Here is a 19,367-nt window from a genome sequence, read left to right as displayed (position 1 = left end):
GGTCAGGCCTGTGCCTTGAGCTTCTTCTCGAGATAGTGGATATCGGTCTCGCCGCGCTGGAAGTTCGCGTCGATCATCAGGTCGTGGTGCAGCGCGACGTTGGTCTGGATGCCGTCCACCACGATCTCGCCCAGGGCGCCGCGCATGCGCGCCAGCGCGATCTCGCGGCTGTTGCCGTGGGCGATCAGCTTGCCGATCATGGAGTCGTAGTACGGCGGCACCATGTAGCCGTTGTAGATGTGGGTATCCATGCGGATGCCCGGTCCGCCCGGCGCGTGGTATTGCTGGATGGTGCCGGGGCTGGGCATGAAGGTACGGGGGTCTTCCGCATTGATGCGGCACTCGATCGCGTGACCGGTGATGCGCACGTCGTCCTGCGTGTAGCCCAGGGGTTCCCCGGCGGCGATGCGGATCTGTTCGCGCACCAGATCGATGCCGGTGACCTGCTCGGTGACGGTGTGCTCGACCTGCAGCCGGGTGTTCATCTCGATGAAATAGAAGCCCCCGTTCTCGTACAGGAACTCGAAGGTCCCGGCGCCGCGGTAGCCGATCTCCTGACAGGCGCGGATCAGACGTTCGGCCATGGCCTGGCGCTGGTCATCGGTAATGCCAGGGGCCGGTGCCTCCTCGATGACCTTCTGGTGGCGTCGCTGCATGGAGCAGTCACGTTCGCCCAGGCACACGGCGTTGCCGTGGCTGTCGGCGAGGATCTGGAACTCCACGTGGCGCGGGTGTTCCAGGTACTTCTCCATGTACAGGGCATCATTGCCGAACCCCTGCTGCGCCTCGTTGCGGGTCAGCGATATGGCGTTCAGCAGCGCGCCCTCGGTGTGTACCACACGCATGCCGCGCCCGCCCCCGCCGGCGGCGGCCTTGATGATGACCGGGTAACCGATCTCGCGCGCCAGCGCCAGGTTGGTGTCCGCGTCGTCGCCCAGGGCGCCGCCGGAGCCGGGGACGCAGGGCACGTTGGCCTCCAGCATCGACTGCTTCGCGGAGACCTTGTCGCCCATCAGACGGATGGTCTCGGCGCGCGGACCGATGAAGGCGAAGCCCGAAGACTCCACTCGTTCGGCGAAGTCCGCGTTTTCCGACAGGAAGCCGTAGCCCGGGTGGATCGCTCCGGCGTCGGTGACCTCGGCGGCCGCGATCAGCGCGGGAATGTTCAGGTAGCTCTCGCCCGAGGCCGCGGGGCCGATGCAGACCGACTCGTCCGCCAGGCGAACGTGCTTCAGGTCGCGGTCGGCGCTGGAATGCGCGGCGACGGTGGCAATGCCCATTTCGCGGCAGGCACGCAGGACCCGCAGGGCGATCTCGCCGCGGTTGGCGATCAGAATTTTCTCAAACATGCTCGAACCTGTTTCCAGCGAAGCCGGGGATGTGACGCCCGACGGATGGGTTCATCCGATGATGAACAGCGGCTGCCCGTATTCCACCGGGTTGCCGTTCTCGACCAGAATGTCGCGGATGGTGCCGCCCTGGTCGGCCTCGATCGGATTGAGCATCTTCATGGCCTCGATGATGCAGAGGGTCTCGCCGGCCTCCACCGTCTGGCCGACCTCGACGAATGGCTTGGAGCCCGGGCTCGGGGCCCGGTAGAAGGTGCCGACCATGGGTGCGGTGACCCGATGACCGTCCATTTCCGGTGCGGCCTCCGTCGCGCCCGCCGGGGCTGCGGTCGGGGCCGCCGCGGCGGCGGGCGCCGCTGGGGGCAATGGGGCCGCCGGGGCGGCGGCCATGGGCGTCCCACTGGCGGAGCGGGTGATGCGCACCGACTCCTCGCCTTCGTGGATCTCGATCTCGTGGATGCCGCTCTCGTCGAGCAGGTCGATCAGTTTCTTGACCTTGCGAATGTCCATGGAAGCCTCTTAGTCCTTGATAGCTGCAAGCGCCGCATCCAGCGCCAGCCGGTAGCCAATGACGCCAAAGCCACTGACCAGGCCGGCGGCGACATCGCTCAGGCGCGAGGTCTGGCGGAAGGGCTCGCGGGCGTGGATGTTGCTGATATGGATCTCGTAGAACGGGATGGCGACGCCCAGCAGGGCATCGCGCAGGCTGACACTGGTGTGGGTCAGGCCGCCCGGATTGATCAGGATGTGCTCCACGCCCTCGCCGGCGGCGGCGTGGATGCGGTCGATCAGGTCGCCTTCGTGATTGCTCTGGAAGCAGTCGAGGGTTGCGCCGGTCTGTTCCGCCCGGGCTTTAAGGTCGGTCTCGATGTCCGCCAGGGTCTGTACGCCGTAGCGCTCCGGCTCCCGCTGTCCCAGCAGGTTCAGGTTGGGGCCGTTGAGCAGCAGTATGGACGCCATGGCAGGGGGAATCGGTAGCGATCCTGTCGAGAATGGACGCGATTGCACCGAAAAATCACGATGCAGCGAATGATCGGGATTCTGCCGCAGGAAGGGTAGGAGTGTCCAGCGCGAGGCGCTGGAGACGTCGCCAGAATGGGGTCGGCCCGGCCTCGGCGAGCGTCGGGGTGCCGGGCCGGAACGTGCGGGTTAGTCGGCGGTGAGCGGGAACAGGGTGAGTTCGACGCGGCGGTTCTGTTCGCGGCCCGCATCGGTGTCGTTGGTAGCGACCGGCTGGTGCGGCCCGAGGCCGATGGTGTGCACCCGCACCGGCTGTACGCCACGGCGGATCAGGGCCTGACCCACGCTCTCGGCACGGCGCTCGGAGAGGTCCATGTTGTATTCCACCCGGCCGGTGCTGTCGGTGTGCCCGGCGACCTCGATCCCGGTCTGGTCGAACTCCTCCAGCACCAGTGCGACCGAGTCGAGGACGTCATGGAATTGCGGCTTGATCTCGCTGCGATCGAAATCGAAGGTGATGTTGCTTGGCATGTTGAGGATGATGTTGTCGCCATCGCGGGTCACGCTCACGCCGGTGCCGCGCAGCTGTTCGCGCAGGGCATCCTCCTGGCGGTCCATGTAGTTGCCGATGGCGCCACCGGCCAGGGCCCCGATGCCGGCGCCAATCATGGCGCGCTGGGTGCGGTTGCGACTGCTGGTGACGCTGCCGAGCACCGCACCGGTGGCGGCCCCGATGCCGGCCCCGATGGTGGCTCGGGAGACGCGTTCTTCCCCGGTGTACGGATCCGTGGTGGTGCAGCCCACCACCAGTACCAGGGCGCTGGTGACGGCCAGGGCGAGAATGCGTTGCATGATGAATCTCCCAGTATTCGCTGGCCCCGTGCGGATACGGGGCAATAGGTTCAGCTTGCGCTGTGGCGCGTGAACCGTCCATGAACCCGGGTTGTGGGTGGGCTATTCGGGAGCGATTTCGTGACGCAGTTGACGCAGAATGGGATCCGTCTCGGGGTGCACCCCGCGCCAGATGGAGAAGGCCTCGGCCGCCTGTTCCACCAGCATGCCGAGGCCGTCGCTGCCGCGTACACAGCCTGCGCCGGCGGCCCAGTCCAGGAAGCGCTTGGCGCCGGCGCCGTAGACCAGGTCATAGGCCAGGCTGTCCGCGTGGACGAGCTGGTCGGGGAGCGCCAGTGCATCGTCGCCGAGGCCGGTGGCGGTGGCGTTGACCACCAGGTCGAACGGGCCCTGCGGCAGGGCGTCCAGGCCGCAGGCGGAGAGCCGGGTGGCCGGGGCGATATCCCGGAAGGCATCCACCAGTCCCTCGGCGCGGGCCACGGTGCGGTTGGCGATGATCAGCACCTCTGGTGCGCCTTCCAGCAGGGGCTGCAGCAAGCCGCGGGTGGCGCCTCCGGCCCCCAGGATCAGGACCTGGCGATTGCGCACGTCGAAGCCGAGGCGGTCGAGATCCCGACAGAATCCGACGCCGTCGGTGTTGTCGCCGTGGATCCGGTGGTCGCCGTCCCGCCACAGGGTGTTGACTGCCCCGGCATGGCGCGCCCGGTCGCTCAGCACCCGGGCCAGGGCGAAGGCCTCTTCCTTGAATGGAACGGTCACGTTGAGGCCCTTGAGCCCCTCGGCGAACCAGGCGTTGACCTCCTCGGCGAACTGCCCGGGGGTGCCCTGGCGGGCTTCGTACACGAGGTGTTGCCCGGTCTGTTCGGCGAACAGGGTGTGGATGCGCGGGGACAGCGAGTGGTGAATGGGGTTGCCCACCACCGCGTAGCGATCCGGACGCGGCTCGCTCATCGCGCCGCATCCTCCACCAGCCATTCGGCCACGGTGCGCGCATAGTAGGTGAGGATGCCGTCGGCCCCGGCGCGCTTCATGCCGGTCAGGGCCTCCAGCACGCAGGCACGCTCGTCCAGCCAGCCGCGCTCAGCGGCGGCCTTGAGCATCGCGTACTCGCCGGAGACGTGGTAGACGAAGGTCGGGCGCCGGAATTCGTCGCGGATGCGGCGCACCACGTCGAGGTACGGCATGCCCGGTTTGACCATCACCATGTCGGCCCCCTCGGCGAGATCCAGCGCGACCTCGTGCAGGGCCTCGTCGCCGTTGGCCGGGTCCATCTGGTAGGTCTCCTTGCCGCCCTTGCCGAGGTTGCCGGCCGAGCCCACCGCGTCGCGGAACGGGCCGTAGAAGGCGGAGGCGTATTTCGCGGAGTAGGCGAGGATGCGCGTGTGCACGTGCCCGCCGTCCTCCAGGGCGCCGCGGATCGCGCCGATGCGCCCGTCCATCATGTCGGAGGGGGCCACCACGTCGGCACCGGCCGCTGCGTGCGACAGCGCCTGCTTCACCAGGGCCTTGGTGGTGATGTCGTTCACCACGTAGCCGTCGTCGTCGATGATGCCGTCCTGACCGTGGGTGGTGAACGGGTCCAGGGCGACGTCGGTGATCACGCCGAGATCCGGGTGCGCCGCCTTCAGTGCGCGCACCGCGCGCTGGGCGAGGCCCTCGGGGTTCCAGGCCTCCTGTGCGTCCAGGCTCTTCTTCTCGCCCGGAACCACCGGAAACAGCGCCAGTGCCGGGATGCCCAGGCGCACGGCGGCGGCCGCCTCTTCCAGCAGCTGGTCGATGGAGACGCGTTCCACGCCAGGCATCGACGGCACCGCCTCGCGCACGCCCTCGCCCTCGGTGACGAATACCGGCAAGATCAGGTCGTCCGCGCGCAGGTGGTGTTCGCGCATCAGGCGGCGGGAGAAGCCGTCGCGGCGCATTCGGCGCGGGCGGCCGGCGGGATAGGGGGCGATCGGTGCGGTCATGCCAGGTCCTTGCGTGTTTGGAGTCAGCCGGCAGTCTCGGCGAGCCAGTCGCGCGGCTTCAGATAGCGTTCGTACAGTTCGGCCTCGGGCGTGCCGGGCGCCGGCTGGTAGTTGTACTCCCAGCGTACCAGCGGCGGCAGCGACATCAGGATCGACTCGGTGCGCCCGCCCGACTGCAGGCCGAACAGGGTACCGCGGTCGTAGACCAGGTTGAACTCGACATAGCGCCCGCGGCGGTAGAGCTGGAACTGGCGCTCGCGCTCGCCAAAGTCGGTGGCGCGGCGGCGCTCGACGATCGGGGCGTAGGCGTCGAGGTAGGCGTTGCCCACGCTCTGCATGTAGCCGAAGGCATGCTCGAAGCCGCCCTCGCTGAAGTCGTCGAAGAACAGCCCGCCCACGCCGCGCGGTTCGTCGCGGTGCTTGAGGTGGAAGTACTCGTCGCACCACTTCTTGTGCGCCGGGTAGATGTGCTCGCCGAACGGGCGGCAGGCGGCCTCGGCGGTACGGTGCCAGTGGGTGCAGTCCTCGTCGAAGCCGTAGTAGGGCGTCAGGTCGAAGCCGCCGCCGAACCACCAGATGGGGTCTTCGCCGGGCTTCTCGGCGATGAAGAAGCGCACGTTGGCGTGCGAGGTCGGAACAAAGGGGTTGTGCGGGTGGATCACCAGGGACACGCCGGTGGCCTGGAACGAGCGCCCGGCCATCTCCGGACGGTGGGCGGTGGCCGAGGCCGGGAGGTTGTCGCCCATCACGTGGGAGAAATTCACCCCGGCCTGCTCGAACACCGCGCCCTCACGCAGCACGCGGGTGCGCCCGCCGCCGCCGGCGGGGCGCTCCCAGGCGTCCTCCTCGAAGCGGGCCCGGCCGTCCAGGCCCTCGAGGCCCTGGCAGATGCGGTCCTGCAGGCCCTGCAGGTAGTCGATTACGCGCTCGATGGAGACGTTGTCCTGGCTCATGCTGCGTCCCGGTTGATCAGTGGTGGGTGTTCGCGTCGGGTTCCGGTCCGCCCCGGAGCCAGGCCCCGGTGCGGGCGTCGCGGATCGCGCTGGGGGCTTCGCGCCCGCCACATTCTGCCTGCAGGATCGCATCGATGCCCGCCCCGAGTTGTGAGGTAACGCAATCCCAGGTGCGGCAGGGCGCCGCGCCGGCGCGGTTCGCGCTGGTCGAGACCAGCGCGCTGTCGGCGGCGGCGCACAGCGCACGTGTGGCTGGATGGGCGGTTACGCGCACGGCCAGGCTGTCGTGTTCGCCACGCAGTAGGATGGGGCAGTCAGGGGTTACGGGTAGCAGCCAGGTTGTGGGGCCGGGCCAGCTCGCGTCGATCTCGGCCTGGCGGTCGGCGGGCAGCGGGGCCAGCCAGGGGGCAAGGCGGTCGAGCCGGTCGCTGACCACGATCAGCCCCTTGGCCGCCGGTCGACCCTTCAGTGTCAGGATGCGTTCGATGGCCTCCGGCGCGTCCGGGCGGCAGCCAAGGCCGAAGACCGCCTCGGTGGGGTAGGCGATCACCCCGCCGTCGCGCACGTGGTGCGCGACGGGATCGATCTCGGCGGTCAGCAGCGGGGCGTTATTCCGATCCACGATCGCCGGAGGGCTCGGCACTCAGGCGGTTGTCGCCAGCGCCGGCGGACTTCGCAGTAGACGATTTCTTCGCCGGGGTCTTCTTGGCGGTGGTCTTCTTCGCGCCCGTCTTGCTGGCGGTGGCCTTCTTCTTGGTCGCCGGTTTTTTCGCGGATGTCGACTTGGCGGTCGACTTGGCCGACGTCTTGCTGGCGGTCTTGCCCTCGGTCTTGCTAGAGGACTTGGCAGCGGTCTTGCCCGTGGACTTGGTCGCCCCCTTGCGTCCGCGGCCCTTGCGTTCCGGGGCGGCGGCGATCAGTTCCTGGCACTGTTCCAGCGTCAGGGACTTGGGGTCGGTCTCTTTCGGGATCTTGGCGTTCTTGTTGCCGTCGGTCACGTAGGGGCCGTAGCGCCCGTTCAGGACCTGGATGCCTTCCGCGTCGAAGCTCTTGATGAAGCGTTCGGCGTCCTTTTTCTTCTTCTCGGCGACGACCTCCAGCGCGCGTGGCAGCTCGATGCTCCAGACATCGTCGTCCGGGCCCAGCGACGCGTACTTGGAGCCGTACTTCACGTACGGGCCAAAGCGGCCGATGTTGACCACCACCGGTTCGCCCTCGGGGGTCTCGCCGAGATCGCGCGGCAGCTTGAACAGCTCCAGCGCCTCCTCGAGGGTGACCTTGTCCATCTTCTGCCCGGGCAGCAGGCCGGCGAAGCGCGGCTTCTCTTCGTCGTCCTTGGTGCCGATCTGCACGATCGGTCCGAACCGGCCCAAGCGTACGCTGACCGGGCGCCCGCTTTGCGGGTCGGGGCCCAGCTCGCGCGATTGCACGGCCTCGGCGCGGGTCACGTTCTCTTCTTTTTCCTTCACCCGGTCGCGGAAGTCGCCCCAGAACGCTTCCAGCACCGGGACCCAGTCCTTCTCGCCGCGCGAGATGGCATCCAGCTCGTCTTCCAGCTTCGCGGTGAAGTCATAGTCCACGTAGCGGTCGAAGTGCTGGGTCAGGAAGCTGTTCACGATCCGGCCGGTGTCGGTCGGGATGAAGCGCTTGCCATCCATCTCCACGTACTCGCGCGACTGCAGGGTGGAGATGATGCTGGCGTAGGTGGAGGGGCGGCCGATACCGTATTCCTCCAGCGTCTTCACCAGGCTGGCCTCGGTGTAGCGAGGCGGCGGCTCGGTGAAGTGCTGGTCGGCGGTGACTTCGTTCAGTTTGACGCTGTCGCCCTCGGCCATTTCCGGCAGGCGCTTGTCCTCGTCGTCGTCCTGCGTGTCGTCGCGGCCCTCCTGGTAGACCGCGATGAAGCCGGGGTCGACCAGGGTGGAGCCGGTAGCGCGGAACTGGTGCTGGGTCTCGCCCGGGACCAGGTCAGCAGCGACGGTGTCGAAGGTCGCGTGGATCATCTGGCAGGCGACGGTGCGCTTCCAGATCAGGTCGTACAGGCGTGCCTGGTCGCTGCTCAGGCGATCGCGTATCTCGTTCGGCACGTGGCGCACGGAGGTCGGGCGGATGGCCTCGTGGGCCTCCTGCGCGTTCTTGGACTTGGTCTTGTACTGGCGCGGGCTGTCGGGGACATTGTTGGCCCCGTAGCGCTCCTCGATCAGACCGCGGATTTCGCCGATCGCCTCGCCGGCCAGGGCCACCGAGTCGGTACGCATGTAGGTGATCAGGCCGATCGCGCCGGAGCCGAGGTCGATTCCCTCGTAGAGCTGCTGGGCGGTGCGCATGGTGCGGCTGGCGGTGAAGCCGAGCTTGCGCGAGGCCTCCTGCTGCAGGGTCGAGGTGGTGAACGGCGCGGCCGGGTTGCGGCGGCGCTGCTTCTTCTCGACCTTGGCGACCCGGAGCTCGCCGCTGGCGGCGTCGGTCAGGCGTTTCTGGGCGTCGTGCGCCAGCTCGGTGCTGTTGAGGTCGAACTGGTCCAGCTTGTTGCCGTCCAGGTGGGTCAGGCGCGCGGTGAATGACTGGCCCTGGCGTTCGGTCAGGGCGTCGAGCGTCCAGTACTCGCGTGCGACGAAGGCCTCGATCTCGTTCTCGCGCTCGGCAATCATGCGCAGGGCCGGGCTCTGCACGCGCCCGGCGGACAGGCCGCGCTTGATCTTGCGCCACAACAGCGGCGAGAGGTTGAAGCCGACCAGGTAGTCCAGCGCGCGGCGCGCCTGCTGGGCGTCGATCAGCGGCTGGGCCAAGTCGCGCGGGTGCTCGATCGCTTCCTGGATCGCCTTCTTGGTGATCTCGTGGAACACCACCCGGTGCACGTCGCGGTTTTCCAGCAGGCCGCGTTCGCGCAGGACCTCGTGGAGGTGCCAGGAGATCGCCTCGCCTTCACGGTCGGGGTCAGTCGCGAGGATCAGGTCGTCGGACTTCTTCAGCGCCTTGGCGATCGCCTCGATCTGTTTCTCGCTGCGCTCGATGATGTCGTACTTCATCCGGAAGCCGTCTTCCGGATCCACCGCGCCCTCCTTGGGTACGAGATCGCGTACGTGGCCATACGAGGCGAGGACCTGGTAGTCGGGACCCAGGTACTTCTCGATGGTCTTGCCCTTGGCGGGGGACTCTACAATGACGAGGTGCTTGCTCATGTGGCTCGGGACCGTCTCCGTGGCAGCGGGTTCCGTGTCGGGGCGGTGGCGGTTGCAAGAGTGCAACCGGGTTCACGGGCGCTAAAGACTAGATGAGGAAAACGCCCGTGGCTACCGCGTAACCATCGAAAGACGGTGAAGTCAGTGCAGATAATCCACGGCACTGGGGCCCGAGTCGTCGCGCATGACCTCTTCCAGGCGGGAATAGGCGATCGCGTCGTCGGGCTGGTTGAACAGCACCATCAACACCACCCAGCGCAGCTGGTCGAGGTCGATCTCCTCGGCATCCAGCTCCATGACGCGATCCAGCACCAGCTCGCGGGTGCCGGCCGTCAGCAGGCCGTTCTGCTCCAGGTGCAGCAGGAAGCCGTGAGACTCGGTGTCCAGGCGCTTGCGCTCCTCGGGGGCGTAGATCCGCTGGGCGGCACCGTCCCCGCCGCGGCCTGCCAACGGGGCCTCGCTCATCAGGCGGTCCAGCCAGCCGAGGGCGCGATCGATCTCGCGCCGGGCGAAACCGGCCTCCACCAGGTGGCGCTCCAGTTCCGAGCGGTCCGGCTCCTCGTCGGATTCCTCGTCGATGGTGTGCTCAAAGAGATACATGAGCACATCCAGCACGTTCTCGTTCATGATTCGGGGGATCCTGCGTCGAGGCGCTGGAAGCGCCCGTGGTCGAGGGCGGCCACGCGGCCATGGAGTTCAAGCAAAACCAGCATGGATGAAAGCTGTTCGATGGTCAATTTGGTGCGCTCGCGCAGGGTTTCCAGTGGGACCGGGTCGAAACCCATCGCGTTCAGAACGCGTTCCTGCTCCGGGTCCAGCGGTTCGCTGGTGGGTTCCGCCGGAACAACTGGGGCGTTGGGCGCCACGCCTAGCCAGTCCGCGAGGTCGTCGAGGATCTCGTCGGCCGACTCCACCAGTTGGGCGCCGTCGCGGATCAGTTGGTGGCAGCCCCGGCTGGCGGGGCTGAGTACCGAGCCCGGGACCGCATAGACCTGGCGCCCCTGCTCGGCGGCCAGCCGCGCGGTGATCAGCGAACCGCTCTTCAGGGCCGCCTCGACGACCAGGGTGGCCAGCGAAAGCCCGCTGATCACCCGGTTGCGCTGCGGGAAGTTCCGCGCCAGTGGCCGGGTATCGGTGGGCCATAACGAGACGACCAGGCCATGGTCCGCGATGCGATGGGCGAGCCGGCGATGCTGGGCGGGGTAGATGCGGTCGGGCCCGGTGGCGACCACCGCGATGGTGCGCCCGCCGGGTGCGGCCAGGGCGCCCTCGTGGGCCGCGCCGTCGATGCCGCGCGCCAGGCCGCTGGTGACCGTGAGCCCGGCCGTGGCCAGCTCGCGCGCGAATTCGCTGGCCAGGCGCTCGCCCTGCGGGGTCGCCTCGCGGCTGCCGACGATCCCTACCTGCGGGGCGCGCAGCAGTTCCGGGTTGCCGTTCAGGTACAGCACTGGCGGTGGGTCGGGGAGCTCGGCCAGCAGGGGCGGATAGGCGGGGTCGTCGAGGCACAGGAGGTGATGCCGGGGATCGGCATCGAGCCAGGCCCGGTCGGCTTCGGCCCCTTTGTCGCGGGCCTGGCGCGCGGCATCGTCCAGCCGGAGGTCGATGCCCGCGCGCTGCCATTCGGCGGTGGGGGCGTCGAGGGCGTTGCCCGGAGTGCCGAAGGCCTCGACCAGTTGCAGCATGCGCCGCGGGCCGAGGCCGGGGGTGTTGATCAGGCGTAGCCAGTCCTGGTGCGGAGCGGCCGCCGTTCCGGCATCACGCATGAAGCCGGGCCGCAAGTCCGGTCAGGGGGCGCGAACCTTGTCACCCTCGCGCAGGGTGCGTTCGGCCTCGGTTACCAGCACGTAGGAGACCTTCTCGAAGGTCTGGAAGACCATCACGGTGCCGACTTCTTCTTCCGGCAGGGTGACCACGTCGTTGGCGCGATCACTGATCGGGTCGCGCACCTCGCGTCCGGCGGTGAAGGCCGCAAAGACGTGACCGTTCTCGATGCCGTCGCGCTCGCCGCGGTTGATGATGGCGGCCTGCAACTGGCCGATCTGGCTGATGGCGTCGAACAGCGAGATGATCGTGCCCTCGGCGCCGGCCGGCGCGCGGCCAATGTCGAACAGCCGGTCCTGCTCTTCGGCATACGGCACCAGGCGGTCGCCACGGATGGCCTCGCGTTCGCCCTTGCGGATATCGGCGCGGGCGACGTTGCCCGGCTCGATGATCTCCGCCTCGCCCACCGGCAGGGTCGCGACGCCCAGCTCCTCGCCGGTATCCGGGTCGATCAGCATGCCGTCGTGGCGCACGATGTGGTAGAGCTCGTACTGTTCGGTGTCTTCGGCGTTGCGCACGTAGACGCGGTCGCCGGGGCCGAAGATCACGCGCTCGTCCTGCGAGGCGAGGACATACGGCGCGTTCTCCAGGGTCTCTTCGTCCAGCACCTGCGGCCGGAACATGAACGACTGCAGGGTGGAGATGGGGGAGATGTCCTCGTCGCGCTCCACCACCCGGGCCTCGGGCGACAGGCGATGGGTCGGGCGCACGCGCGGGCCGCCGTCGACCATGATGCGCGGCTGGCCATCCACGTAATGAATGCTCAGCACGTCACCCGGATAGATCAGGTGGGGGTTCTCAATCTCGGGGTTGACCAGCCAGATCTCCGGCCAGTACCAGGGGTCCTGCAGGAACATCGCGGAGATATCCCAGAGCGTGTCGCCCTTCTTGACGACGTAGCGTTCCGGCGCGGATTCGCGGATCTCCGGCTCGGCCTCGGCCTCGGCGGAGCTGCGTCGTTCCAGTGCGTTGCGCGACTCGCGGGCGGCAGCTTGCGTTTCGCTGGTGTCGGATACAGCCGTTTCGGCGCTGCCATTCTCTGGCGTGGCCGCGCAGGCGCTCAGCAACAGCGTTACACTGAAGAGAATGCCCGGCAGAACGAAGGTCGTGGTGGCCCTGGTCTTGTACATTTTAGTGTCCCCTGTCAGGTCCGCGCGCTCCCCGAGCCTTCCTGTGGCCCGGCCCCAGTCGGATGACGCAACTCCGCGGATATTGCGGTCCAACGTTAGCAGAATTGCGACGTCTGTACAGTACAAAGTTTGAGGTTTTTTCATGGCCAAGCGTGAAATCCTGCACTTCCCCGATCCCCGGCTACGCCTGAGGGCCGAGCCGGTCGCCGAGGTGGATGACGAGATCCGTACCCTGGTGGACGACATGTTCGAGACCATGTACGAGGCCCCGGGCATTGGCCTGGCGGCCACCCAGATCAACGTGCAAAAGCGAGTGCTGGTGGCGGATGTCTCCGATGATCAGAGCGCGCCGCATGCCTTGATCAACCCCGAGATCCTGGAAACCTCCGGCGAGGAGGAGATGGACGAGGGCTGCCTGTCCGTGCCCGGTTTCTACGAAAAGGTGCAGCGTGCCGACCGCATCCGCGTGCGCGCCCTGGGGCGCGATGGCCAGCCCTTCGAGCTGGACATCGACGGGCTGCTCGCGGTGTGCATCCAGCACGAGATCGACCACCTCGACGGCAAGCTGTTCGTCGATTACCTGTCCAGCCTGAAGCGCAGCCGCATTCGCAAGAAGCTGGAGAAGCAGGGCGTCCGCACCGGGGCGGGTGACAAGGCCGCGGTCCCCGCGGTCTGATGGGGGTGGCGGACACGGACGTCGACTCCCTGCGCATCGTCTATGCCGGGACGCCCGATTTTGCAGTCCCGGCGCTGAAGGCCCTGATCGAGAGCGGGCATGCGCCGGTCGCGGTCTACACCCAGCCGGACCGCCCGGCGGGGCGCGGGCGCAAGCTGCGCCCCGGGCCGGTCAAGCAGGTCGCCGAGGCCGCGGGGCTGCCGGTGGTGCAGCCGGAGAGTCTCAAAACCCCTGAGGCCCAGGCGGCGCTCGCGGCCTGGCGCCCGGATATCCTGATCGTGGCGGCCTACGGGCTGATCCTGCCGCGCGCGGTGCTCGCGATCCCGCCGCTGGGGGGGCTCAATATCCACGCCTCGTTGCTGCCGCGCTGGCGCGGCGCGGCGCCGATTCACCGTGCCATCCTCGCGGGGGATGCCGAGACCGGGGTCTGCCTGATGCAGATGGCCCCGGGGCTGGATACCGGCCCGGTGCATGCCTGCCGGGGTGTGACGATTACACCGGAGACCACCACTGGAAGCCTGCACGACGTTCTCGCCCGTGAAGGCGCCGAACTGCTGGTCGAGCAGCTCCCGGCGATTGCCGCGGGCGAGTCCGCGCCCTGGCCACAAGATGACGAGCAGGCCACGTATGCCCGCAAGCTGGAGAAACAGGAGGCCTGGATGGACTGGTCGCAACCGGCCGTCGCCCTGGATCGCCAGGTACGTGCCTTCAACCCCTGGCCGGTGGCCCAGACCGGCTGGCAGGGGCAGGTGGTGCGGGTGTTTAACGCGACCCCTCTTGCCGAACCGGCCGATGCGGCGCCGGGGACGATTCGAAATACTGGGGTGGACGGCGTCGACGTGGCCACGGGCGACGGCATCCTGCGGCTGCAAACGGTGCAGCTGCCGGGACGTCGCCCGGTCGCGGCGGCCGACTGGGCTCGTAATGCCGATCTGGTTGGCCAGACCCTGACGGGGGCGGTCTGATGGCAGGCAAGCAAAAGCGTGTGGTGCCCTCGCGGGTGGATTCGCGTTCGCCGCGTCAGCGTGCGCTGGAGGCGGTCGAGCGCGTGGTGCTGCAGGGGCAGTCGCTGACCCGGGCGGTGGAGCTGGTGACCGAGGGGCTCGCGTCGCGCGATGCCGCCTGGGTGCAGGCCCTGGCCTACACCACCCTGCGCTGGTATCCGCAGCTGGAGGGGCTGGTCGGCGGGTTTCTCGAGCGACCGCTGCGCAAGAAGGATGCCGTGATCGGCGTGCTGCTGGCGCAGGGCCTGGCCGAGGTGCTGCATTTCGGTACGCGGGATCATGCGGCGGTGCGCGAGACGGCCGAGCTGGCGCGCGAGATCCATCGACCCGGCGCGGTGGGGCTGATCAACGCGGTTCTGCGCCGTGCCCTGCGCGAGCAGGATGCGCTGGCCGCCCGGATCGAGGCGGAGCCGGGCCTGCGCTATGCGGTTCCGGCGTGGCTGCTGGAGGCGATTCGCGACGCCTGGCCCGAGGACTGGGAGGCGTTGCTGGAGGCCTCGACGCTGCCGGCGCCGATGACCCTGCGGGTGAACCTGCAGCGCGGCAGCCGCGAGGCGGCGCTGGAGGCGCTGGCCGCTGCGGGGACGCCGGCGCGGCCGCACCCGGTGCTCGCCAGCGCGCTGACCCTGGAGAATCCGGTCGACGTCGGGGCGCTGCCGGGGTTTGCCGACGGGGCGCTGTCGGTCCAGGACGCCTCGGCGCAATGGGCCGGGCACCTGCTGGATCCGCAGCCGGGCGAGCGGGTGCTGGATGCCTGTGCGGCCCCGGGCGGCAAGACCGGGCACCTTCTGGAGCGCGCCGGTGGCCAACTGGACCTCACCGCGCTGGACAACGACCCGGAACGCCTGGAGCAGGTGCGCGAGAATCTCGACCGGCTGGGCTTCGACGCCCGGCTGGTCGCCGCCGACCTGGAGGCCGCCGACGACTGGTGGGACGGCCAGGCCTTCGACGCGATCCTGCTGGACGTGCCTTGTTCTGCCACCGGCGTGATCCGGCGTCATCCGGATATCAAGACCCTGCGCCGAGCCGAGGACATCCCGCGTCTGGCGGCGGAGCAGGCCCGCCTGCTGGCCGGCGCCTGGCAGCTGCTGCGCCCGGGCGGGCGGCTGCTGTATGCCACCTGCTCGCTGCTGTCGCCGGAAAACGAGGCCGTTGTGGCCCCGTTCGTGGCCGCGACCGCGGATGCGCAGGTACTTCCCGTGAATGGCGATGCGGGGATCCCCGGAGGCCGGCCGCGCGAGGTCGGCGTGTCGCTGCCGCTGGGGCTCGAGGGCGGTGACGGCTTCTACTATGCGCTCCTGGAGAAGCGGGCCCCCTGATGCCGAGCGGCGCCTCCCCGTGGCGCGGGCCCTTCGTGGCGCTGTGCTGCCTGTTTGCTCTGCTGGCGCTGCCTGTGCCGGCCGCGGCGGTGGAGATCCGCGGCGCCAATCACCTGTGGCTGGACGACACCACCGTGCTGGTGCGTCTCGATATCGACATGCGTCTGCCCGCCGTGCTGGAAGCTGCCCTGGCCAACGGAGTGACCCTGGAGTTCGAGGCGGAAACCCGTCTGGAGCGCGGTCGCCGGGTGGGGCGCGACACCCTGGCGAGCGAGACCCGCCGGGTCCAGCTGCAATACTTTGCGCTGAACCGGCACTACCTGGTAACCGCGGTGACCGACGAGCGCATGGATCTGAAACCGACCCTGGGGGATGCCCTGGACCAGGTCGCCCGGCGGCTGGGCCGGCTGCGCCTGGACGGCATTCCCGCTTCGGCGCGCCCGAATCCCGGGGAGTTCGACCTGGCGGCGCGCCTGATGCTGGTGTACTCGGCGCTGCCTCTGCCCCTGCAGCTGGATGCCGGGTTGCGCGGTGATCTGACGACACGACAGGAGTGGCGGCGATGGTCGCTGGACTGAGGGGCTTCCCGTGGGGGCTGTTCGGCATCGGGCTCCTGTTCGTGCTGCTGCTGACCTCGCTGGTGGTGATGGGCGATGCCGCCCAGAACCAGGCGCGCTTCGAGCAGCTGTTTCTGTGGCTGCTGGTGTTCCACGTCGCCGTGCTGGTGGCGCTGGGCGGGCTGATCATCTATCAGGTCGCGCGCATGGCGATCCAGTATCGCCGCGGGGTCCCCGGCAGCCGGCTGACCCTGCGCCTGGTTGCGGTGTTCATGCTGGTGGCGGTCCTGCCGGTGTCCGTTGTCTATTACTTCTCCTTCAAGTTCCTGAACGAGGGCGTGGATTCCTGGTTCGACGTGCGCGTGGAGTCGGCGCTGGAGGATGCGCTGGAGCTGTCGCGCTCGTCGCTGGATCTGCGGGTGCGCCAGCTGGCGAACGAGACCCAGGAGCTGATGAGCGATCTCGAGGGGGTCTCGGAGGGGCTGGTGCCGCTGGCCCTGAACGACTATCGCCGCCAGGTCGGGGCGCAGGAGCTGACCCTGGTCGGCTCCAACAACCGCATCATCGCCTCCAGTACCGACAGCCCAATCCGTCGTCTGCCGACCCCGCCCGGGTCCGACATTCTGATGCGGGTACGCCCGGAACAGCCGTATTCGCGGCTGGAGCCGCAGCCCGACGGCTCGCTGATCATCCGCGTGGTGGCCACCACCAGCAGCCGCCGCCCGGGCTCGGAGAACCGTATCCTGCAGGGCATCTATCCCGTGGACCCGCGCATGAGCGCGTTGTCGCTACGGGTGCAGGACGCCTTCGCCGACTATCGCGAATTCGCCTACCTGCGCGGGCCGATGATCCAGGGCTTTGTGTTCACCCTGTCACTGGCGCTGGCGATCTCGCTGATGGCCGCGCTCTGGGCCGGGCTGCTGGTGGCGCGGCGCATGGTGCGCCCGATCTCCGACCTGGTGCAGGGCACACGCATGGTCGCCCAGGGCGACTACAGCACCCGCCTGGCGGTGCAGCGCGCCGACGAGCTGGGTTTCCTGGTGCAGTCGTTCAATACCATGACGCGCACCCTGAACGAGGCGCGCGACGAGGCGGAACGCAACCGCCGCCTGCTGGACGCCGAGCGCGCCTATCTGGAGAGCGTGCTGCAACACTTGCGCTCCGGCGTGCTGGCGCTGGATGGCAGCCTGCGCCTGCGTACCGCGAACGCCGCAGCCAGCGAGATCCTGGAGTGCGACCTGCAGCGGGCGCGCACCCGGGTGATGTCGGAGGTGGGCGCTGAGTGCCCGCTGGTGGCGCAGTTTTTCGAGGCGATCAGCGATGCCCTGGTGCGCCAGGAAGAAGAATGGTCGCGCCAGGTGGTGGTGTTCACCCGCAGCGGGCGCAAGGTGCTGATGACCCGCGCCGTGTGGCTGCCGACCTCGGGGTCCAGCCGCGGTCTGCACGCGATCGTGTTCGACGACATGACCGAGTTCCTGAAGGCCCAGCGTGACGCCGCCTGGGGCGAGGTGGCGCGCCGCCTGGCGCACGAGATCAAGAACCCGCTGACCCCGATCCAGCTGTCCGCCGAGCGCCTGTCGCGGCGTCTGGGCAAGGTGCTGGAGGGGGCGGATCGCGAGGTGCTGGATCGCGCCACCGGTACCATCGTGCAGCAGGTGGAGGCGATGAAGACCCTGGTCAACGCCTTCCGCGACTATGCCCAGGCCCCGCAGCTGGAGCGCGCGTCGGTGGATCTGAACCAGCTGATCCGGGACGTCTGCGAGTTGTACCTGGACCAGGACGGGCGCTCGCGGGTCGATGTCACGCTGGATGCGTCCCTGCCGCGAATCCATGGCGACGCCGGGCGTCTGCGCCAGTTGCTGCACAACCTGATCAAGAACGCCCTGGAGGCGGGCGAGGGCCACGAGGACATGGAGGTGCATGTCGCCACGGCGTATCTCGACGACTCGGCCGGGCCGCATATCGAATTGCGTGTGATCGACACCGGCCCGGGCATCAAGCCGGAGTTCCTCGAGCGCATCTTCGAGCCCTACACCACCGACAAGCCGCGTGGAACCGGTCTCGGTCTGGCCGTCGCGCAGAAGATCGTGGAGGAGCATGGCGGCATGATTGAGTGCCATAATGCAGAGTCCGGGCCGGGCGGGGCGGTCTTCCGCATCCGCATCCCGGTGGAGCATGGTCCGGTGGTTCACGAGGAGCCCGAATGAGCGAAGCCTACATACTCGTGGTCGACGACGAGCCGGACATCCGCATGCTGCTGCAGGATGTGCTGGAGGACGAGGGCTATCAGGTAGCACTCGCCGGCTCCGTGGCCGAGGCCAAGGCACAGCGTCGCAGTCGCCGCCCGGACCTGATCCTGCTGGATGTCTGGATGCCGGACGGTGACGGGATCTCCCTGCTCAAGGAGTGGGGCGATGACGAGGGGCTGCCCTGCCCGGTGGTGATGATCTCCGGTCACGGCAACGTCGAGACCGCTGTGGATGCCACGCGCCTGGGTGCCTACGACTTCATCGAGAAGCCGTTGTCCATCGACAAGCTGCTGATCACCCTGAACAATGCCCTGGAGGCCGCACGCCTGCAGCGCGAGAACGTGGGCCTGAAGCGCCACGCCGGTACGGTGGCCGACCCGGTGGGCGACAGCGCCACCATGGTGAACCTGCGCGACCAGGTGCAGCGCATGGCGCAGCACGATACCTGGGTGCTGATCACCGGCGAGCCAGGCGTTGGCAAGCAGACCTTCGCGCGGCTGCTGCATGCGCGCAGTGCGCGCCGCGAAAGCCCGTTCATCGTGGTCTCGGTGGGGTCGCTCTCGGGCGAGGAGGCGATCGCCGAGCTGTTCGGCAGCGAGCAGGGAGAACATGTGCGCTATGGCCTGCTGGAGCAGGCGGCGGGTGGCGTGCTGTTCCTGGACGAGGTCGCGGAGATGGATCTGCAGACCCAGGGGCGGTTGCTGCATGCGCTGGATACCCAGCGCATCACCCGCATCGGCGGCAACCAGCCCATCAGCGTGAACGTGCGCGTGATCGCAGGGAGTCAGTACGACCTGGCCGAGGCGGTCAAGCAGGGCCACTTCCGCGAGGACCTGTACTACCGGTTGAATGTCCTGCCACTGACCATCCCGCCCCTGCGCGAGCACCCCGAAGACATCCCGGAACTGCTGGAGTGTCATATGCGCCACCTGCACCAGCAGGAGGGGCTGCCGCCGCGCGCCTTCCAGCGTCCGGCCCTGGAACGGCTGCAGCAGTACCACTGGCCGGGCAACGTGCGCGAACTGCGCAACCTGGTGCAGCGGCTGATGATTTTGGGCTCCGGCGACGAGATCACCCGCGACGAGGTGGAACGTACCCTTAGCGGGCAGCCGCAGCGCGCCGAGGAGGGCGGCGAGGGGACGGTCGCCATCCCCGATCTGCCGCTGCGCGAGGCGCGCGAACAGTTCGAGCGCGAATACCTGCAGCAACAGCTGGAGCGCTCCGAGGGCAACATGACGCGCCTGGCGGAACGGGTGGGGCTGGAGCGCACGCACCTGTACCGCAAGTTCAAGGCGCTGGGGATCGACCCCAAGCGCGTGAAATCCGATAGCTGAACCCGCTTCGGGACGGGAGA

General features: G+C 68.4%; 18 protein-coding genes. 6 read left to right on the top strand and 12 right to left on the bottom strand.

From position 1 onward, the window contains the following. Positions 1-2: 2 nt before the first annotated feature. The 12 genes from accC to F792_RS0103340 all read right to left on the bottom strand — a co-directional run bounded on the left by accC (position 3) and on the right by F792_RS0103340 (position 12,208). Positions 3-1,349 (bottom strand): acetyl-CoA carboxylase biotin carboxylase subunit, encoded by a 1,347-nt coding sequence (gene accC / locus F792_RS0103395; protein WP_018168371.1) that lies wholly within the window; start codon positions 1,347-1,349, stop codon positions 3-5. Between the two features lie 51 nt (positions 1,350-1,400). Further along, positions 1,401-1,859: an acetyl-CoA carboxylase biotin carboxyl carrier protein gene (accB, locus tag F792_RS0103390; protein WP_018168370.1), complete on the bottom strand. Its 459-nt coding sequence runs from the start codon at positions 1,857-1,859 to the stop codon at positions 1,401-1,403. Between the two features lie 9 nt (positions 1,860-1,868). Beyond that, entirely contained in the window at positions 1,869-2,309 is a 441-nt protein-coding gene (gene aroQ, locus F792_RS0103385) for a type II 3-dehydroquinate dehydratase (protein ID WP_018168369.1), read from the bottom strand. 189 nt (positions 2,310-2,498) lie between these two features. Continuing rightward, entirely contained in the window at positions 2,499-3,161 is a 663-nt protein-coding gene (locus tag F792_RS0103380) for an OmpA family protein (RefSeq protein ID WP_018144657.1), read from the bottom strand. Between the two features lie 102 nt (positions 3,162-3,263). Beyond that, on the bottom strand, positions 3,264-4,112 hold the full coding sequence (gene aroE, locus F792_RS0103375; protein ID WP_018168368.1) for a shikimate dehydrogenase: 849 nt from the start codon (positions 4,110-4,112) through the stop codon (positions 3,264-3,266). Then, positions 4,109-5,125: a porphobilinogen synthase gene (gene hemB, locus F792_RS0103370; protein ID WP_018168367.1), complete on the bottom strand. Its 1,017-nt coding sequence runs from the start codon at positions 5,123-5,125 to the stop codon at positions 4,109-4,111. The genes aroE and hemB overlap by 4 nt, the downstream gene beginning before the upstream one ends. A gap of 23 nt (positions 5,126-5,148) precedes the next feature. Continuing rightward, entirely contained in the window at positions 5,149-6,078 is a 930-nt protein-coding gene (hemF, locus tag F792_RS0103365; RefSeq protein ID WP_018168366.1) for an oxygen-dependent coproporphyrinogen oxidase, read from the bottom strand. Positions 6,079-6,094: 16 nt separating this feature from the next. Then, positions 6,095-6,700 (bottom strand): L-threonylcarbamoyladenylate synthase, encoded by a 606-nt coding sequence (locus F792_RS0103360; RefSeq protein ID WP_018168365.1) that lies wholly within the window; start codon positions 6,698-6,700, stop codon positions 6,095-6,097. Further along, a complete protein-coding gene (locus F792_RS0103355; RefSeq protein WP_018168364.1) occupies positions 6,687-9,257 on the bottom strand; it encodes a DNA topoisomerase I in 2,571 nt (856 codons plus the stop codon). Before F792_RS0103355 ends, F792_RS0103360 begins: the two co-directional genes overlap by 14 nt. Before the next feature lie 141 nt (positions 9,258-9,398). Further along, positions 9,399-9,884, bottom strand: a complete 486-nt coding sequence (locus tag F792_RS0103350; RefSeq protein ID WP_018144651.1) for a DUF494 family protein — start codon at positions 9,882-9,884, stop codon at positions 9,399-9,401. Next, positions 9,881-11,020 carry a DNA-processing protein DprA gene (dprA, locus tag F792_RS0103345; RefSeq protein WP_018168363.1) on the bottom strand — a complete coding sequence of 380 codons (1,140 nt, stop codon included), beginning with the start codon at positions 11,018-11,020 and terminating at the stop codon, positions 9,881-9,883. The genes F792_RS0103350 and dprA overlap by 4 nt, the downstream gene beginning before the upstream one ends. A 21-nt stretch (positions 11,021-11,041) precedes the next feature. After that, positions 11,042-12,208 (bottom strand): LysM peptidoglycan-binding domain-containing protein, encoded by a 1,167-nt coding sequence (locus tag F792_RS0103340; protein WP_018168362.1) that lies wholly within the window; start codon positions 12,206-12,208, stop codon positions 11,042-11,044. Positions 12,209-12,350: 142 nt separating this feature from the next. On the opposite strand from F792_RS0103340, the gene def reads away from it, so the two are divergent. The 6 genes from def to F792_RS0103310 are packed head-to-tail and all read left to right on the top strand — an operon-like array spanning position 12,351 to position 19,347. Then, positions 12,351-12,884: a peptide deformylase gene (gene def, locus F792_RS0103335; protein ID WP_018168361.1), complete on the top strand. Its 534-nt coding sequence runs from the start codon at positions 12,351-12,353 to the stop codon at positions 12,882-12,884. Then, positions 12,884-13,849 (top strand): methionyl-tRNA formyltransferase, encoded by a 966-nt coding sequence (gene fmt, locus F792_RS0103330; protein WP_018168360.1) that lies wholly within the window; start codon positions 12,884-12,886, stop codon positions 13,847-13,849. The genes def and fmt overlap by 1 nt, the downstream gene beginning before the upstream one ends. Next, on the top strand, positions 13,849-15,207 hold the full coding sequence (gene rsmB / locus F792_RS0103325; protein WP_018168359.1) for a 16S rRNA (cytosine(967)-C(5))-methyltransferase RsmB: 1,359 nt from the start codon (positions 13,849-13,851) through the stop codon (positions 15,205-15,207). Before fmt ends, rsmB begins: the two co-directional genes overlap by 1 nt. Continuing rightward, complete coding sequence (locus F792_RS0103320; RefSeq protein ID WP_018168358.1) at positions 15,207-15,785, top strand: DUF4390 domain-containing protein; 579 nt, start codon at positions 15,207-15,209, stop codon at positions 15,783-15,785. Before rsmB ends, F792_RS0103320 begins: the two co-directional genes overlap by 1 nt. Then, the gene (locus F792_RS0103315) at positions 15,770-17,971 is read left to right on the top strand and encodes an ATP-binding protein (protein WP_018144644.1); all 2,202 of its coding nucleotides are present in this window, start codon (positions 15,770-15,772) and stop codon (positions 17,969-17,971) included. Before F792_RS0103320 ends, F792_RS0103315 begins: the two co-directional genes overlap by 16 nt. After that, entirely contained in the window at positions 17,968-19,347 is a 1,380-nt protein-coding gene (locus F792_RS0103310) for a sigma-54 dependent transcriptional regulator (protein ID WP_018168357.1), read from the top strand. Before F792_RS0103315 ends, F792_RS0103310 begins: the two co-directional genes overlap by 4 nt. The last annotated feature ends 20 nt before the right edge of the window (positions 19,348-19,367 follow it).

It is taken from the genome of Thioalkalivibrio sp. ALMg9, assembly GCF_000380625.1.
Lineage (GTDB): Bacteria > Pseudomonadota > Gammaproteobacteria > Ectothiorhodospirales > Ectothiorhodospiraceae > Thioalkalivibrio > Thioalkalivibrio versutus.
This window is presented reverse-complemented; position numbering and strand designations above follow the sequence as displayed.

Excerpts from the sequence above, each read along its gene's own strand:
- accC (WP_018168371.1), bottom strand. The coding sequence starts at position 1,349 with ATGTTTGAGAAAATTCTGATCGCCAACCGCGGCGAGATCGCCCTGCGG.
- accB (WP_018168370.1), bottom strand. The coding sequence starts at position 1,859 with ATGGACATTCGCAAGGTCAAGAAACTGATCGACCTGCTCGACGAGAGC.
- aroQ (WP_018168369.1), bottom strand. The coding sequence starts at position 2,309 with ATGGCGTCCATACTGCTGCTCAACGGCCCCAACCTGAACCTGCTGGGA.
- F792_RS0103380 (WP_018144657.1), bottom strand. The coding sequence starts at position 3,161 with ATGCAACGCATTCTCGCCCTGGCCGTCACCAGCGCCCTGGTACTGGTG.
- aroE (WP_018168368.1), bottom strand. The coding sequence starts at position 4,112 with ATGAGCGAGCCGCGTCCGGATCGCTACGCGGTGGTGGGCAACCCCATT.
- hemB (WP_018168367.1), bottom strand. The coding sequence starts at position 5,125 with ATGACCGCACCGATCGCCCCCTATCCCGCCGGCCGCCCGCGCCGAATG.
- hemF (WP_018168366.1), bottom strand. The coding sequence starts at position 6,078 with ATGAGCCAGGACAACGTCTCCATCGAGCGCGTAATCGACTACCTGCAG.
- F792_RS0103355 (WP_018168364.1), bottom strand. The coding sequence starts at position 9,257 with ATGAGCAAGCACCTCGTCATTGTAGAGTCCCCCGCCAAGGGCAAGACC.
- F792_RS0103350 (WP_018144651.1), bottom strand. The coding sequence starts at position 9,884 with ATGAACGAGAACGTGCTGGATGTGCTCATGTATCTCTTTGAGCACACC.
- dprA (WP_018168363.1), bottom strand. The coding sequence starts at position 11,020 with ATGCGTGATGCCGGAACGGCGGCCGCTCCGCACCAGGACTGGCTACGC.
- F792_RS0103340 (WP_018168362.1), bottom strand. The coding sequence starts at position 12,208 with ATGTACAAGACCAGGGCCACCACGACCTTCGTTCTGCCGGGCATTCTC.
- def (WP_018168361.1), top strand. The coding sequence starts at position 12,351 with ATGGCCAAGCGTGAAATCCTGCACTTCCCCGATCCCCGGCTACGCCTG.
- fmt (WP_018168360.1), top strand. The coding sequence starts at position 12,884 with ATGGGGGTGGCGGACACGGACGTCGACTCCCTGCGCATCGTCTATGCC.
- rsmB (WP_018168359.1), top strand. The coding sequence starts at position 13,849 with ATGGCAGGCAAGCAAAAGCGTGTGGTGCCCTCGCGGGTGGATTCGCGT.
- F792_RS0103320 (WP_018168358.1), top strand. The coding sequence starts at position 15,207 with ATGCCGAGCGGCGCCTCCCCGTGGCGCGGGCCCTTCGTGGCGCTGTGC.
- F792_RS0103315 (WP_018144644.1), top strand. The coding sequence starts at position 15,770 with ATGGTCGCTGGACTGAGGGGCTTCCCGTGGGGGCTGTTCGGCATCGGG.
- F792_RS0103310 (WP_018168357.1), top strand. The coding sequence starts at position 17,968 with ATGAGCGAAGCCTACATACTCGTGGTCGACGACGAGCCGGACATCCGC.